Origin of the sequence: Desulfuromusa kysingii (assembly GCF_900107645.1) — a bacterium.
GTDB lineage: Bacteria > Desulfobacterota > Desulfuromonadia > Desulfuromonadales > Geopsychrobacteraceae > Desulfuromusa > Desulfuromusa kysingii.
On sequence record NZ_FNQN01000001.1, the window covers coordinates 34815 to 49679 of the forward strand.

The 14865-nt window shown below is 48.4% G+C and carries 17 protein-coding genes; 1 reads left to right on the forward strand and 16 read right to left on the reverse strand.

The genetic code is table 11. The annotated features are described in order from the left end of the window. Nucleotides 1-32: 32 nt before the first annotated feature. From BLU87_RS00170 to BLU87_RS00245, 16 genes are all read right to left on the reverse strand, one after another. A complete protein-coding gene (locus tag BLU87_RS00170; RefSeq protein ID WP_092343916.1) occupies nucleotides 33-761 on the reverse strand; it encodes a flagellar hook-basal body protein in 729 nt (242 codons plus the stop codon). Between the two features lie 55 nt (nucleotides 762-816). After that, nucleotides 817-1179: a hypothetical protein gene (locus BLU87_RS00175; RefSeq protein ID WP_139167427.1), complete on the reverse strand. Its 363-nt coding sequence runs from the start codon at nucleotides 1177-1179 to the stop codon at nucleotides 817-819. Between the two features lie 5 nt (nucleotides 1180-1184). After that, entirely contained in the window at nucleotides 1185-1943 is a 759-nt protein-coding gene (locus BLU87_RS00180; RefSeq protein WP_092343918.1) for a FliA/WhiG family RNA polymerase sigma factor, read from the reverse strand. Then, on the reverse strand, nucleotides 1943-2842 hold the full coding sequence (locus BLU87_RS00185) for a MinD/ParA family protein (protein ID WP_092343919.1): 900 nt from the start codon (nucleotides 2840-2842) through the stop codon (nucleotides 1943-1945). Before BLU87_RS00185 ends, BLU87_RS00180 begins: the two co-directional genes overlap by 1 nt. After that, a complete protein-coding gene (flhF, locus tag BLU87_RS00190) occupies nucleotides 2839-4203 on the reverse strand; it encodes a flagellar biosynthesis GTPase FlhF (RefSeq protein ID WP_092343920.1) in 1365 nt (454 codons plus the stop codon). The genes BLU87_RS00185 and flhF overlap by 4 nt, the downstream gene beginning before the upstream one ends. Then, complete coding sequence (gene flhA, locus BLU87_RS00195; protein ID WP_092343921.1) at nucleotides 4193-6283, reverse strand: flagellar biosynthesis protein FlhA; 2091 nt, start codon at nucleotides 6281-6283, stop codon at nucleotides 4193-4195. The genes flhF and flhA overlap by 11 nt, the downstream gene beginning before the upstream one ends. 110 nt (nucleotides 6284-6393) lie before the next feature. Continuing rightward, nucleotides 6394-7452 (reverse strand): flagellar biosynthesis protein FlhB, encoded by a 1059-nt coding sequence (gene flhB, locus BLU87_RS00200; protein WP_092343922.1) that lies wholly within the window; start codon nucleotides 7450-7452, stop codon nucleotides 6394-6396. Between the two features lie 132 nt (nucleotides 7453-7584). Beyond that, on the reverse strand, nucleotides 7585-8370 hold the full coding sequence (gene fliR / locus BLU87_RS00205) for a flagellar biosynthetic protein FliR (RefSeq protein WP_092343923.1): 786 nt from the start codon (nucleotides 8368-8370) through the stop codon (nucleotides 7585-7587). Nucleotides 8371-8386: 16 nt separating this feature from the next. Then, nucleotides 8387-8656: a flagellar biosynthesis protein FliQ gene (gene fliQ / locus BLU87_RS00210; protein ID WP_092343924.1), complete on the reverse strand. Its 270-nt coding sequence runs from the start codon at nucleotides 8654-8656 to the stop codon at nucleotides 8387-8389. Between the two features lie 8 nt (nucleotides 8657-8664). Next, a complete protein-coding gene (fliP, locus tag BLU87_RS00215) occupies nucleotides 8665-9402 on the reverse strand; it encodes a flagellar type III secretion system pore protein FliP (protein WP_092343925.1) in 738 nt (245 codons plus the stop codon). Continuing rightward, entirely contained in the window at nucleotides 9399-9770 is a 372-nt protein-coding gene (locus BLU87_RS00220) for a flagellar biosynthetic protein FliO (RefSeq protein ID WP_092343926.1), read from the reverse strand. The genes fliP and BLU87_RS00220 overlap by 4 nt, the downstream gene beginning before the upstream one ends. A 3-nt stretch (nucleotides 9771-9773) precedes the next feature. Continuing rightward, nucleotides 9774-10100, reverse strand: coding sequence for a flagellar motor switch protein FliN (gene fliN, locus BLU87_RS00225; RefSeq protein ID WP_092343927.1), 327 nt, complete (start codon nucleotides 10098-10100; stop codon nucleotides 9774-9776). Then, nucleotides 10100-11107, reverse strand: coding sequence for a flagellar motor switch protein FliM (locus BLU87_RS00230; protein WP_092343928.1), 1008 nt, complete (start codon nucleotides 11105-11107; stop codon nucleotides 10100-10102). The genes fliN and BLU87_RS00230 overlap by 1 nt, the downstream gene beginning before the upstream one ends. Nucleotides 11108-11118: 11 nt before the next feature. Then, the gene (locus BLU87_RS00235; RefSeq protein WP_092343929.1) at nucleotides 11119-11610 is read right to left on the reverse strand and encodes a flagellar basal body-associated FliL family protein; all 492 of its coding nucleotides are present in this window, start codon (nucleotides 11608-11610) and stop codon (nucleotides 11119-11121) included. A gap of 55 nt (nucleotides 11611-11665) precedes the next feature. Continuing rightward, nucleotides 11666-12397 (reverse strand): flagellar motor protein MotB, encoded by a 732-nt coding sequence (locus tag BLU87_RS00240; protein ID WP_092343930.1) that lies wholly within the window; start codon nucleotides 12395-12397, stop codon nucleotides 11666-11668. 12 nt (nucleotides 12398-12409) lie between these two features. Then, nucleotides 12410-13174: a motility protein A gene (locus BLU87_RS00245; RefSeq protein WP_092343931.1), complete on the reverse strand. Its 765-nt coding sequence runs from the start codon at nucleotides 13172-13174 to the stop codon at nucleotides 12410-12412. Between the two features lie 755 nt (nucleotides 13175-13929). Here BLU87_RS00245 and BLU87_RS00250 point away from each other — a divergent pair. Then, complete coding sequence (locus BLU87_RS00250; RefSeq protein ID WP_092343932.1) at nucleotides 13930-14811, forward strand: YitT family protein; 882 nt, start codon at nucleotides 13930-13932, stop codon at nucleotides 14809-14811. Nucleotides 14812-14865: the final 54 nt, after the last annotated feature.

Here is a 14865-nt window from a genome sequence, read left to right on the forward strand (position 1 = left end):
AACTCCTTTATTCTGGCGTAATGTTTAAATATTTATTGAACCAGACCAATATCTGCGGCCTTGGAACCCATATCGCTATAGATCTGCAATGCTTTCTGAGTTGCTTCAAATGCCCGTAAATTCGAGGTCATTTGGATCATGCTCTTCATCATATCGACGTTTGATGACTCGAGATTTTGTTGTGACATCTGTGGGTTAGGATGGGCCTCTGGCTGCGTGTCGTCGCTCGGAACAAACATGTCTCCTCCAGCCCGTTTTAACACTGCGGTGTCAGCAAAGCGAAATAACGCTACCTGACCGATGCGAGTATCACTATCCCAGATAGTGCCATCGGTTAGAATGCTTACGTTAGGGCCCGGCAAAGTGATATTCCCACCTTCCGTTCCCATCACTGGATAGCCATTGGTGTCAATCAATTGTCCTTCGGCATTGAGTCCAAAGTCACCTTTGCGAGCATAACCAAAGGTGCCGTCAGGGCGTTGAATCTGAAAGAAGCCATCACCATTGATTGCCAGATCAAGCGGATCGCCGCTGTATTCTATATGACCCGGAGTAAAGTCGATTTCCGGTTGTGACAGGCGGGTAAAGTTGGTTCCTTTAGTGGCCATCCCGGATTTTGCCTCTCCCAGTCTTGCCTCAAAGGTGACCATCTCTTTTTTGTATCCGGGAACTTTTACCGCAGCAAGGCGCTCACTGATGTTTTCCAGCATCTGCATGCGTGCAACTGCTCCTGATATCGCTCCGTACTTACCACTTGACATCTTTTGTCTCCAATTTTAAATCCTGTACGCTTGTCGACCTTATCCCGGTAAATCTTTAACCTTCGGTCTGATGCTTTAACTGTGACAGTTTTAATAGCTGTTCCACCTCGACTGGAGCCATTTGTAGCGCGACTGCAATTCCCTGTGCGTCAAAACCTTGAGCCGCCAGTGACGCAACATAACGATATTTTTCAGAATGACTGCGAGGCGGGGTGATCCCTTTTTGTTCGTGCTCGACCTGATCGAGACTCTTGGAAAAACTCGCTTTCTGTTCCGATCTGGTTTGAGAGGCTAAAAGTTCCTGACGGAGCGTATCCAGTTCGCGGCGCAACATCGCTGAGACCCGCAACTGCCAGAAGCCAAGCAACAGGGCGAACAGGGCAATAGCGCCAGTGAGGCAGAGATATAACGACTCCATCGCCATCACCGATCCTCAGTATGGAGCGCGTTGATGCTGCGTTTCATTTTAATTTTTAATTTTCCCAGAGCTTGGCTGTGGAGTTGGGAGATGCGTCCTTCCGACAGTTCCAATACTTCTGAAATCTCTTTTTGGGACAGTTCTTCGTAATAAATCAGGGCCACGACCAGGCGCTCTTTTTCTGAGAGCTGTTCCAGGTAGCCTGCCAGTTCTCCAGTCAGTTCATTGGCTTCCATCCGCTCCTGAACGCTGGCCTGCTGAGTGTCTTCAAGATTGTCAATAAAGGTTTTTCCGGAATCGTCATCATCGACACTTTCATGTAGGCTGATGGTCCCTAATTGGCTCACTTGAAGTTGGAGTTCACGAAAATCATCCAGAGTCATGTCTAGTTCTTCAGCTACTTCAGTGTCTTCAGGGATGCGGCCCAGTTGCTTGCCTAAACTGTCTGTGACTTTGGATAAGCGTGATTGTTTTTCGCGCAAGGTTCTGGAGAACCAATCCATCCGCCGGACTTCATCAAAGACCGCACCACGGATTCTCCGCTCAGCAAAGGTTTTAAACAACACGCCGCGGCGTGGATCGAAGCGGTTTGAGGCATCCATAAGGCCCATCAGGGCAGCACTACGGATATCGTCTCGACTGACAAAAGCAGGGACCTGGGTCATCATCCGGTCAACCAGAAAATCAACCAGTGAGAGGTGTGATTCGATCATTTTTTCTCGTTCCGCCGCTCCTGGCGGACCATAGCCGTTACTGAAAGTCATCAGTTCGCCTCCGTATCAACTCCGAGAAACTGCTTCCAGAAAAATTGCAGGGTTCCTTGTGCTTGGTTATCGACCTGGGCATCAATCAGGTTCTCTGCCAAAGTGGTAAAAGCCTTGGCGACTTTATTATCTGGATAGAGATCCACCATCACTTGCTGCTGACGGACGGATTCGTGCATTTTCCGGTCAAAAGGGATACAACCGAGGTAATCAAGGAAGATATCGAGATAGCGACCTGAAACCATAGTCAACTTTTCAAAGACGTCCAACCCCTCATCGGCGCTGCGAACCGAGTTTACCGCCAACAAGAAACGTTTCTGATGGTATTGGGTCGAAAGCAGCTTCATCAGCGCGTAGGCATCGGTAATTGCTGTCGGTTCCGGGGTGGTCACCACCAGAATGTCCTGAGCGGCGACATTGAAGTAGGTCACGTTGTCCGAAATCCCCGCTTCTGTATCGATCAACACGACATCGAAATGTTCTTCGAGGGCGTCGAGGGAATCAATCAGGCGCATTTTTAATTGCGAGTCAAGGCGGGTGTACTGTTGCACGCCAGATCCAGCGGGCAGAATTTTCAGACCGTGCGGACCTTCAACCATCACCTCTTCCAGGGTCCGTTCGCCGCTGAAGAAGTGGTTGAGGTTGTATTCAGGAGACAATCCAAGGACCACATCAATATTGGCCAAGCCAAGATCGGCATCAATGACCAGAACTTTCTTTCCCTGTTTGGCAAAGGTCACGGCAACGTTTGAAACGACGGCGGTTTTACCAACGCCACCTTTGCCACTGGTGATGGATAAAACCCGTGTTGCAGGCATTTGTAGTTCCGTTGCTGGTGTGTCCAGCTGGCTCTGCATATTTCTCAGGGTTCCAGCCTGATCGGTTGCACCGCTCATCATACTGCCATCCTCCGTGGTTCATCCGTTGTTCCCATAACGATTTCAGCGACCATCCTAGGTTCGGCGCAGAGCAGGTCTTCTGGCACTTGCTGACCATTGGTCAGGTAGGCCAAAGGCAGGTTGCTGCGAATCGGTAAGTTTATCATTGAGCCACAATGATCCGCTTCATCCAGTTTTGTGAATATCAATCGGGAAAGTGGTATGGGGCTGAATGCTTCCAGAGTTTTCTGCTGTAACCGTTCTGCTGTAGGGGCGGCCAGGACCAAGCAGTTTTCAACCGTTGAATCCTGTCCAAGGAACTGGTTCAGTTCATCGATCTGCATCTGATCACGAGGACTCCGTCCAGCGGTGTCGATCAGAATAAGGTCTTTATCCTGGTGACGACGGAACGCTTCTTGTAACTGTTCTGGAGAGAGGACGACTTCAACCGGCAAGCCCATAATTTCGCCATAAACTTTGAGCTGTTCAACAGCTGCAATCCGGTAGGTGTCAATGGTGACCAGGGCAACGCGTGCCCCGCTCTGGGAGATTGCTTCTGCTGCTAATTTGGCAATTGTTGTTGTCTTTCCAACTCCTGTTGCCCCAATCAGGGAAATCCGTTTCTGTTGCTCACCCGGCGACCAGAGGGGACCCGTTGTCTGCACTAAGCTGGCAATTGTCGTGGTCAGAAAATCGCGACATTGAGCAACGTCCCGACGTTGTCGGTCATTCATCTGCGGGGCGGCAAAGCGGGCAATGGTTGCTGCAGCTTCATGGTCAATTCCCCGCTCTACCATGAGATCAAGCAGATCTGCCAGAGGTTGCTGAGAGGATTGTTGTACGTGAGGCAGCGGCCGTTGAGGCTTCACTTCTTGAGGTTGTGGTGCTTGCGGTAGTATCGGCTTTTCCGGGATATCGATGCGACTCTGTTGTTGCGCCTGAGCCAGCTGTTGCATCAGCTCTTTTAACTCATTCAGCTCCTTCTGCAACTGGTTGACATTTTGTGCTTCCAGTTGTGAGCGCAATTGACGGACTTCATCTTCCAGAGGGTTGCTTTGAACCGCGGTCTTTTGACTTATGGCTGTCTTCGATAAAGAGACCTGCTCATCTTCAAGGGTCTCGACGCGTTGGCTGAAATCTCTGTAGGTTTTCCCCAGAGTGGTGGGCTGCGGATCTTCATTGGGGACCGCCTTACGGAAACCATTCCTCATGGCTGGAGATTCGATCGCTGCAGTCACTTCGATGATCTGCTTGCCGAGGACGCCGAGCCCTTTTTTGCCTAAAGTTCGGGTCGAGAGGATCAGCGCTTCAGAGCCGAGGGTTTGTTTTACTTGTTGGAGTGCAGCCGCCATATTGTCTGCTTCAAATTTTCTAACTAACATCGACAGTCACCGTTCCTATTGATCGCACTTTCAGATTCGGCGCGATTTCGTTGTGAGAGATAATTGCCAAACTGGGGAGGTACCGTTCAGTCAACCTTTTGACATGGAGTCGAATTGTTGGCGTACAAAGTAGTACCGGATTTGACCCTGCAGCCTTCTGTAATGTTTTGGTCAAAGCATTGATCAGAGACTGGGCAAAGCCAGGCTCCAAAGCCAGGTAGGCCCCTTGTTCTGTGGTGTGCAGCGCTTCCTGGATCTTTGTCTCAACGTTTCGATCAAAGGTCATCACTTCTAATACCTGCCCATCATTGCTGTAGCTGTTACTGATTGAACGGGCCAGAATGGCACGTACATGTTCAGTCAGTTGATCTGGGTCTTGCACAACTGGTGCCCAATCTGCCAAAGTTTCTAAAATAGTTCTCAGATCGCGGATTGAGACCCCTTCTCGAAGTAAGTTCTGCAATACCCGCATCACGGTTCCAAGGTTCAAAAGAGCAGGGACTAATTCTTCGATCAGCTTGGGATATTCCTGTCCCAGATTGTCTAAGAGGTTCTGAGTCTCTTGGCGACCAAGGAGCTCGTGACCGTGGGTTTTAATCAATTCACTGAGATGGGTTGCAACAACGGTAGTGTTGTCAACGACGGTGTAGCCAGAAATCTGAGCCCGCTCTTTTTTATCTTCAGAGATCCAGACAGCCGGGAGCTTAAAGGCAGGTTCAATCGTTTCAACCCCTTTGATGACCTCTGTTGCGGTACCGGGGTTCATGGCCAGATAATGACCGGGGAGTAGCTCTCCGCCACCAATCTTCACCCCTTTGAGAATAATCGCATATTCGTTCGGTTTCAGTTGTAAGTTGTCCTTGATATGGACAGGGGGAACAATGAAGCCCATATCGAGGGTGAACTGTCTGCGGATTGACTTGATCCGTGGCAACAGCTCACCATTTTGAGCCGTATCAACCAGAGGGATTATGCCGTAACCAACTTCCATCTCCAACATGTCGACGGAGAGCATTTGTTCGTAATTCTCTTCTTCGAGCAATTTGGGTGTTGGAGCTGCTTCAAGTTCACGCTGCTCGCTTGTTTGATCCTGAGTCTTCTGTACCCGCCAAGCGATCCCGGCGATCATGATTGCGAGGAGGAGGAAGGGGAGCTGTGGTAATCCCGGAATCATAGCGAAACCTAAGAGAATCCCTGAAACCACCCAGAGTGCTCTGGGATGGATGGTGAACTGGTGCTTCATCTCGGCGCCGAAGTCACCATTGCCGGTTGTCCGGGTGACCATGATGCCAGCACCGGTGGAGATGATCAGTGCCGGGATCTGCCCAACCAGACCATCACCAACAGTAAGGATAGTGTAGTTTGCCGCCGCTTCTGCCATGGGCATCCCTTTTTGCATAACCCCAATGACAAAACCGGCGCCGATATTGATCAAGGTGATAATGATCCCGGCAATCGCGTCCCCTTTGACGAACTTACTAGCACCATCCATCGCCCCATAGAAATCGGACTCAGAAGCCACCTCTTTCCGCCTTGTCCGAGCCTCGGCGTCGTTGATGAGTCCGGCATTCAAGTCAGCGTCAATGGCCATTTGTTTGCCTGGCATGGCGTCCAGGGTGAATCGTGCGGCAACCTCAGCAACCCGGCCAGCACCTTTGGTGATAACCATAAAGTTGATCAATACCAGGATGATAAAAATAACCACACCAACAACGTAGTTACCACCGACAACGAACTGTCCAAACGATTGAATCACACTCCCCGCCGCAGATGGTCCTTCATCTCCGTGCAGGAGGATCAAGCGGGTTGAGGCCACGTTGAGGGAGAGACGAAACAGAGTTGTGATCAGAAGCACGCTGGGGAATACGGCAAAATCCAGGGCTCTGGTCGTATACAGGGTAATAATAAGAATCAGGAGACCGATGGTGATATTCAATGACAAAAATATATCCAGCAGCATCGGTGGTACGGGCAGAATCATCAACATCAGAATCATGACTAAACCCGCGGCAACCAAGACGTCACTCCGGAACAGTGATTCTCGCCAGCGATTGTTGATAATTCCATCTATTGTTGCCATGTTTTCTCCATCAAGACTGAATTCTGACAGGGTAAGTCAAGCTTTTGGCTTTGAAAAAAAACCGGTCAGATATAGTTTAAACGATCAATAAGTACATATTTATTAACGGTTTAGCGCTTTTTTAGACTGTAAACATAGGCAAGAAGTTCAGCCACAGCAGTAAACATTTCTTCGGGAACTTCATCGCCAATCTCTTGCTTGTACAAGGCCCGTGCCACCGGCTTGTTTTCAATGATGGGAACTTTATGTTCGCGGGCAATTTCACGGATTCTGAAGGCCAGGTGATCGGCCCCTTTAGCAACAATTTTTGGGGCACTCATTTCACTTCTCTGGTAAGAGATAGCGACGGACAAATGGGTCGGGTTGGTGATAATGACATCAGCTTTGGGGACCTCAGCCATCATCCGTTTGCGTGCCATCTGCTGTTGCATTGACCGGACCTTAGCTTTGAGCTGCGGATCACCTTCGGTCTCTTTGAATTCCTCTTTAATCTCCTGCTTGGTCATCTTCATCTTTTGGTCCATCTCATAACGAGAAAAGGCAAAATCAATGACTGCCAGCAGGATAATAATCCCGCAGGTTTTCCCTAGAACCAAGGCCGCGACCTGAGCAAGAAAGACTAACGACTGGTTGAGTTCCAGCATAGGTAAGGTCAGAGCAGTCTCAAACTCATTGGCAACGGTTTGGTAGGCGACAAAACCAATCAAGGAGATTTTCGCCATAGATTTGATCAACTCGACGGCTGAACGTTTTGAAACAAACTTAGCCATCCCCTTAATCGGGTTAAACTTGCTTAGCTCGGGTTGGAAGACTTTGGTCGAGAAGAGCGGGCCGACTTGAAGAAAGGAGGCAAAGAAGCCGACGACGAGAGTCAGAAGGAAGACCGGCCAGAGGAGCTTTGCCATCACCAACCCCATCTCCCAGAACAGATTCACCACGGCTATTGGGGTTGCTTGGAACTGCGCCATCATTTTCAGCAGGCTGATATAAAGGCTGAGCAACTCGGACCAGAACTGACGAGCATAAAAGATCCATAACAATAAAGACATGGCCAATAGTGCCGCAGTTGCAACCTCTTTACTTTGTGCGACTTGACCCTTCTCGCGAAAGTCCTGACGCCGTTTTGCTGTTGCGTCTTCTGTGCGTTCTTGACCGGAATCTTCAGCCATGTCTTTGGTCTCTCCCAAGATTGAACCCGACGAACTCAGCGGACGCCGCTACAATCTATTTTTGTTCATCGCCAGAGGTCCTTATGGACTCCTACCGATTCGCAATAGCTGTCGGATTTTTGGCTAATGGGGCTAAAAAAACGACATTAAGCTGAAGAGATTCAAGAATCGTTCCGGAAGTGAAAAAAATTCGTCACGAAGGAGATTGGCGACGATACCAAGGGTTAATCCCATGACGATAAAGGAGATGCCGATATTCAGGGGGAAGGAGATCATGAACACATTTAACTGGGGGAAAACCCGCGACATAATCCCCAGTGTCAAAGTGGACAGAGTCAGAAGAACGAGGATAGGTGCAACCAGTCGGATGCTTAAAACCAGGGAATGGTTCGCCACCTCGACAATCATCGGGATAGCACCACCTGACAGGGTCAGGCTTCCCGGCGGCAACATCTCGAAGGAGGCGACAATGGCTTCAAGGAAAAGATGGTGGATGTTCAAAGAGAGGAACAGCAGAATCGCAAAAATTCCCTGGAACCGGGAGATGAGGGCAACCTGTGACTGGGTGCTGGGATCGAAGATGTTGGCCGCAGCGAACCCCATCTGATAACCGATCACTGAACCCGCGAATTCTGCCGCCATAAACGCCAGCTGCGCTAAAAATCCGACCAATAGCCCAAGGATCACCTCGGCAGAAATCAGCAACCCTAGATCGAGAGGAGTCAAGCTTCCGGCGGGGATATAGTCTTGGACAATCGGATAGGTCAACATGGCAAACAGAACAGCAACAGCCAATCGTAACTGTGGGGGGATTTGGCCTCCGCTGAAGACTGGTATCGCTGCAAACATCGCCGCGACCCGCGCCAAGCAGATGAGAAATCCCTGGATCAAAGATAATGAAAATACGGGTAAGTCCATTTGCTTTGATCCCGAATTATGGGGTGATGGTTGGGAGTTGGTTAAATATAGAAATTAGAAATCCGGTCGCTTTTTGTAATATCCAGGGGGCAAAAATCAACAGTGTTACAAAGACACCGATGATTTTGGGGATAAAGGTCATCGTTTGTTCGTTAATCTGGGTCGCCGCTTGAAAAATACTGATGATCAAACCGATTCCCAATGCTGCAATTAACATGGGGGCAGAACACATCAAAGTGGTTTCAATCGCTTGTCGACCAATAGTGACGACGTATTCAGGAGTCATAAATCACCTCACTCGAAACTCTGGACGAGAGAGCCGATAACTAGCGACCAGCCGTCCACTAAGACAAAAAGAAGGATCTTGAACGGCAATGAAACGATGATTGGTGGCAGCATCATCATCCCCATTGACATCAGGATCGAAGCGACGATCATATCAACCATCAGAAAAGGGATGAAAAGGAGAAATCCCATCTGAAATGCCCGTTTTAGTTCTGAGAGCATAAAGGACGGAATCAAAGTCATCATGGATATATCATCCTGATTTTCCGGTTGTGGTGATTTGGAGATATCGACGAGCAGCTGTAGGTCTTTTTCGCCGACCTGTGAAAACATGAACTGGCGCATCGGCTGCAGAGCCAGATCCAGCGCTTGTTCCTGACTGATCTGTTGATCCAGATAGGGTTTAAGAGCTTGCTCATTGATCTGGTTAAAGACCGGGGCCATAATGAAAAAGGTCAGAAACAGGGCCAACCCGACAATAATTTGATTGGACGGTGCTGATTGGGTCCCCATGGCTTGGCGTACGAACGATAAAACAATCACAATTCGGGTGAACCCTGTGGTCATCAACAGGATGGCCGGAGCAACGGAAAGAATTGTCAGGACAACCAGAATCTGTAAAGCCGTCGAGACCTCACCCGGATCAGTGGCTTCTCCGATTCCAAGGGTGATTGTTGGTAACCCTGCAGCATAAACACCCACAGGAAGCGACAACATCAATATCAAGAACGCTAGTTTCAATCTCATGATTGGTCCTCTTCAACTTGCTGGAGTGTCTCAGCAAATTTAGCGTCTGCTGTGAGCTTGCTCAGGCATTCAATGCGATCATTGCTCAAGCCAAGGAGCATCTCCTGTCCACGGACTTTTACCACGCAAAGGAATTTTCTCCCTCCGAGCGGACGGGTCTCCAGGACTTCAATCAGGCCATTTCTTTTATGTGGCAAGATACCAAAGCCTTTACGGCTAGCGGCATATATCAGCAACAGCAGTCCGATCACGACACCTAGCGCTGCGACCATCTTCAGTGATGATCCCAGCAAACTTGGTTCTGCGGCGTTGGTCGCGGCGAAAACCGGCTGAGCTATGAATATAAAGGTGATGAAAAACCAGCGCATAGATTAGCCTAAATGCTCAATCCGCTCAGAGGGACTGACAACGTCCGTCAAGCGCAGGCCGAACTTTTCATTGACAACAACCGCTTCACCTCGGGCGATCAGGCGAGAGTTCACATAGAGATCCAACGGTTCTCCCGCTAACTTATCGAGTTCGACTAATGAACCTTCCTGGAGTTGTAACAGGTCTCGAACCAAAATCCGCGAGCGACCCACCTCGACTGAAACTTCGAGAGGAATATCCAGCAACAGGTCGATCCCACGATCGTCAAATTTGTCTTTGTTAGCTGCCGCTTCTACTGCTTGCCCATTTTCCAGATTTTCAGTGCTCATTATCTATCCTCCATGGGGATCCGCCCCTTGATACGAATTGCTTTTTTCCCGCCTTGAACGCCTGCCATAGCGAGGAACTTCGGCCGGTTTTCTACCATCACTTTGAGTGGTATGTCCGGTTTGCAGCCCAGGTCAATGACGTCTCCGACCTGAAAGTTAAGGATGTCCCGGACCCGCAGCGATAAGGTTGCCAGAGTTGCCTCTATTTCGACATCCATATGGTCCAGTTCATTGAATACTAATGATTGCCATTTGCTGTTTTGCCCTGCGCTGGTTGGTACTGCTTTTACGCGCTGTTTCTTTTGCAGCGGCTCTAATGCTGTATGGGGAAGGACGAGAGTGATGTCTCCTTCAAGGATGTCGATGGAAACTTTGAAACGGGCGGCAACCACCCCCACTTCCGGATTGACAAAATTGAGCAGGCGTAGATTGCTGACGACCTCAACCAAAGAGGCTTTAATTTCCTGTAGTTGTAAAAAACCTTTATTGAGTTCAGGACATCCTGAGTTGATGACATCACGAATCACATTCAGTTCAATGGCGCTCATGCTCCGGCTTGGAATCAGTGGCTGGTTGTCCGATGTCCCGCCGAGCACCATCTCGACCAGAGAGAAGGAGAGTTGTTCGTCAAAAATCAGTAATGCTCCCCCCGTCAGCGGTTCCATCTGCAACACCCCAATAGCCCCGTGTCCGGATAAACGCTGCAATAATGCGGCAAAGGTCATCGACTCCAGAGCTTCCAGTTTGATCTGTGCTGAACGTTGAAACCGGGTTGAGAGGGAGAGGGCATAATTGCGGGCAAAACTATCGAGGATGAGGTCGTAGTTTTTGAGTTTCCACCCTTCTGGCCCGTCAGCTTTGAACAGGTTGCAGAGTTCTGCCGATGCAGATCTTTTGGCTTGGGACGCAGGTCCGGTCTCAGAGCCAACGGATTCTATATCGACATCCCCGTGTCTGACTGCTGACAGGAGATCGGCGATCTCCTCTTTGCTGAGTATTTTTTCCACGCCAGAGCCCTTTACTGGACGACAAAATCGGTGAAATAGATGCGCTTGACTTTGCCTTTAAGCAGAATGCTATTCACTTTGTTAATCAGCTCTGCCCGAAGTTGAATCTTCCCTTGTAGATCATTTAATTCCCCAAAAGTTTTATTCCCGATCAACAAGAGGATGGCATCTTTAAGCTGTGGCATCCTTGCGTTGATCTCCATGGCGGCCTCTTCCGTGTCAACTTCAAGAGTAATGGCGGCTTTCAGGTAACGACTTTCCTGATCATCGAGAATATTGATGATGAAACTGTCAATATTAACCATCGGCCCCACGGACTTAGCTTGCATTGCTAATTGGGCTTGTTCTTCTTCGGGAGACATTTTTTCTTCTTTTTCTCCCCCTAGAAACAAAAATGCTCCGATCCCTGCACCGATCAGGAGAACCAAAACGGCAACAATGATAATCAATGTCTTCTTTGATCCACCACTTTTTTCAGTATCTGCGGCCTCTTTTTTTGCCATGATTCTTCCCTTCTCTATCTGTTTCTGATTCTATTTTCTGTAGCGACTGATGTTGCTAAAATGGTGCCTGATCTTTTGCGTCCATCAGGTAGGGGAGCTCCTGATCTGGGTCGCCCTGACTTTCCAAAACAAATTCTACTCGGCGATTTAGTGCCCGTTCACGCTCACTGGTGTTGGGGAAAAGCGGTTTTTGAGAACCATATCCCGTAGCAGATATGCGGTTCAGTGGGACAAGCTGGTTCGTCGCTAGAAACCGGAGAACGACGACAGCACGATTGACAGAGAGGTCCCAATTTTTCATCTCATCGCCAATGTCATCCGTGTGTCCTTCAATTTTCAGGTTCATAGGTAATGGTCGGATCAGTTCAGCGACTTTTTGTAGGATTGGTTCTGCTTCCGGTTGCAAGTACCTTTGTCCTGATTTGAACAGTACGGCTTCATCGATTCTGAGAACAACCGCGCCGCGATCTTTCACCAGTTTAATTTTTTTATTTAATTTCAGTTCGCGCAACTTAGTTTTTAAGCGCCGGTAGACTTGTGAGGTAAAATCATCGTTAACAGGTGAAAAAGTCACCACTTTCGGGGAGGTCACTTCGGTTTTATCACTACTACCAAGGACTCCGAATGCGCCTGCAAGAGAGTCGCTGGCCTGGTTGAATTTGACTTGATCCATATTGGCCATTGACAACAACAGGACAAAGAATGTCAGTAGCAGCGTGACCAGGTCACTGAAGGTTACCATCCACATGGGCGCCCCGGCAGCGGGACATTTTATTTTTTTTGCCATGCTTGAATTCCCTTAGCCGAAGTTACTCTGACGTTCTTTAGGAGAGACAAAGGCGTGCAGACGTTGTTCCATCAGTCGAGGGTTTTCTCCTTCCAGAATGGCTTTCATCCCTTCTGTCACCAAGGTTTTATCCAGCACTTCACTGGCAGAACGGAGCTTGAGCTTTCCAGCTATGGGGTTGGCCACAATATTGGCAATAACTGCCCCATAAAAGGTCGTCAACAGCGCAACTGCCATTGCCGGACCGATAGACGAAGGGTCGTTCATATTTTGCAGCATCTGCACCAGACCAATCAGGGTTCCGATCATCCCCATGGCGGGGGAATAGGCGGCGATTGTGGCGAAGATATCGGCCCCTTTGTCGTGACGTTCAATGACATATTCAATTTCTTTTTCGAGCATATCTTTCAGCGCCTCAGGCTCTTGACCATCAACCGCCATCTGCAACCCTTTCAAAAAGAAATCATCATCAATTTCACCCATCACTGATTGCAGGGATAATATCCCCTCTTTACGTGCCTTCCCGGCATAAGTGATCAGCTTTTCAATAGTATCAATAGGCGATTTGGCCTTATGAAAAAAAGCTTTGCGGGCGACATTAAAAGCGCCGAGAATATCACCGAGAGGAAAATGTACGAGAACGGTGCCGATGGTTCCACCGATAACGATGAGTAACGAAGCAATATCGATAAACATCATCAGGGAACCACCTTGCAGAATGGCAGAGAGCATCAACCCAAAGGCTGCAAGTAAACCGATAATTGTTGCGATATCCATAACCGTCCTCTATCCCGTTTCGATTCAGTCGTAAAAAATGTTTGGTCTATAACCCAAAAATCAAGCTGGAAATATCCAAAGGTATGACCATAAAGATCATAAGATTCAATGCTGGCTAACTGTAAAGCAGGTTGCGTGCCACATTAAAGAAATATTTTTATAAAAATAAAACTGTTTAAAAACAAATAGTTAGTCTTGTTGAAAAGGGTGTCGTTCTGTGCTTGCAGTGACGGCACCCTTTTTGTGTCATGATTTTGACCTAGCGTCGTTATCTTCCTTGATATCGTTGTTTATAGGCCACTCATATCCTTGGTGAAGTCTAAAACCGTATCATTTTATCAACATGCCCCTAAGTGCAAAATGACGGAGTGAGAGTTGGCATGCAAGTTGAGCAAGTATAAAATCGGACGCTATTGTCTTCACTTCGACTGAACTCTGAGATTTGTTTAACTTTTATTTTTAATCAGTTTTTTTTAGCGGAGGTCAACATTCTTTTGACAACCATGAAAACTCGTGTCAATACAACGGTCGATAGTTTCAAGCTGAATTCATCAGCGGGATTTTGTCGCTCTGTTTGGCGTCACAGAGGTTGCTCTGGATGAGGGTTATTCTTTGATTTGAAGGAAATGAATGGATATGTTTATATGTTGATGTAAAAGGGGCAATGAAACTTAATAATATATCCGGTGGACATATTATTCTGCCAGTTATCATCATGTTCTGCAATGAACTCCTAGAAGGGAATCAAACTCTCTATGCACCGACGATTACAAGATTACCTGTCTGTCTTTGCCGCAGGTGCGCTCTATGCCATCGCTCTGAAGTATTTTGTGCTGCCATCAAAGATCATCCTTACTGGGACCGAAGGTATTGCCGCTGCGCTGTCCTATTATTTTGACAGTTACAAGCTGTTCATCATTCTTTACGTGATATTTCAAACGGTCTTGTTGTTGTTTGCCTTTGCGAAGGTGGGCCGGGTTTTTGCTGCTCGCTCACTGATTACCGTCGCGATGGTCATTCTCTCTCTGGCATTGCTCCCAGAGTTTCAGTTTGCTCAGCCAGAGCCACAAAATGAGCGCATTATTCTGGTGTTGTTTGGCGGTATTCTGGCCGGGGTCGCAAAGGCACTTGCCTTCAGAAGTCGAGGATCTACCGGCGACGAAGATGTACTGGGGGCCTACTTCGCGATGAAATACCTCAAACCGGTTGGCTATATCGCCGTCATCGCGGCGGTTGGATCGACGGTCTTTGGTCTGGTTATGGAATATTTGAAGAATTATGACTTTGCAGTTGTCGTCAACACCCTCATGTATACGTGTATCTACATTTTCTCTTCTTCAGCAACCCTGAACAGCTTGTACCGAAAGTTTCAGCTAACGATGGTAACCGTCATCACCCACGAATCCCAAAAGCTCGGCAAGGCGATCACTACAGCATTTGATCATCGAACCTACACGGTGCAGGAGGGGGTCGGCGGTCGGAGTGGCGATTCGTTTTCAATGGTTCGAACCATGATTACCAAAGAAGAACTTCCGGGGTTGGTTGATGCTATTCGGAAGGTTGATCCTGATTGCTTCTACTATTTTCACGCTATCGATGGAGTCTCTCGCCGCTATTACATCACGCCCATGGGTTGATCTGTGTCGTCAGATTATTGAAAGGGGGCGAGTATTGTTAACGGCGGGGCGAAG

Bases quoted from the DNA above. Each gene is read 5' to 3' on its own strand.
- BLU87_RS00170 (WP_092343916.1), bottom strand. From the start codon at position 761: ATGTCAAGTGGTAAGTACGGAGCGATATCAGGAGCAGTTGCACGCATG.
- BLU87_RS00175 (WP_139167427.1), bottom strand. From the start codon at position 1,179: ATGGAGTCGTTATATCTCTGCCTCACTGGCGCTATTGCCCTGTTCGCC.
- BLU87_RS00180 (WP_092343918.1), bottom strand. From the start codon at position 1,943: ATGACTTTCAGTAACGGCTATGGTCCGCCAGGAGCGGCGGAACGAGAA.
- BLU87_RS00185 (WP_092343919.1), bottom strand. From the start codon at position 2,842: ATGATGAGCGGTGCAACCGATCAGGCTGGAACCCTGAGAAATATGCAG.
- flhF (WP_092343920.1), bottom strand. From the start codon at position 4,203: ATGTTAGTTAGAAAATTTGAAGCAGACAATATGGCGGCTGCACTCCAA.
- flhA (WP_092343921.1), bottom strand. From the start codon at position 6,283: ATGGCAACAATAGATGGAATTATCAACAATCGCTGGCGAGAATCACTG.
- flhB (WP_092343922.1), bottom strand. From the start codon at position 7,452: ATGGCTGAAGATTCCGGTCAAGAACGCACAGAAGACGCAACAGCAAAA.
- fliR (WP_092343923.1), bottom strand. From the start codon at position 8,370: ATGGACTTACCCGTATTTTCATTATCTTTGATCCAGGGATTTCTCATC.
- fliQ (WP_092343924.1), bottom strand. From the start codon at position 8,656: ATGACTCCTGAATACGTCGTCACTATTGGTCGACAAGCGATTGAAACC.
- fliP (WP_092343925.1), bottom strand. From the start codon at position 9,402: ATGAGATTGAAACTAGCGTTCTTGATATTGATGTTGTCGCTTCCTGTG.
- BLU87_RS00220 (WP_092343926.1), bottom strand. From the start codon at position 9,770: ATGCGCTGGTTTTTCATCACCTTTATATTCATAGCTCAGCCGGTTTTC.
- fliN (WP_092343927.1), bottom strand. From the start codon at position 10,100: ATGAGCACTGAAAATCTGGAAAATGGGCAAGCAGTAGAAGCGGCAGCT.
- BLU87_RS00235 (WP_092343929.1), bottom strand. From the start codon at position 11,610: ATGGCAAAAAAAGAGGCCGCAGATACTGAAAAAAGTGGTGGATCAAAG.
- BLU87_RS00240 (WP_092343930.1), bottom strand. From the start codon at position 12,397: ATGGCAAAAAAAATAAAATGTCCCGCTGCCGGGGCGCCCATGTGGATG.
- BLU87_RS00245 (WP_092343931.1), bottom strand. From the start codon at position 13,174: ATGGATATCGCAACAATTATCGGTTTACTTGCAGCCTTTGGGTTGATG.
- BLU87_RS00250 (WP_092343932.1), top strand. From the start codon at position 13,930: ATGCACCGACGATTACAAGATTACCTGTCTGTCTTTGCCGCAGGTGCG.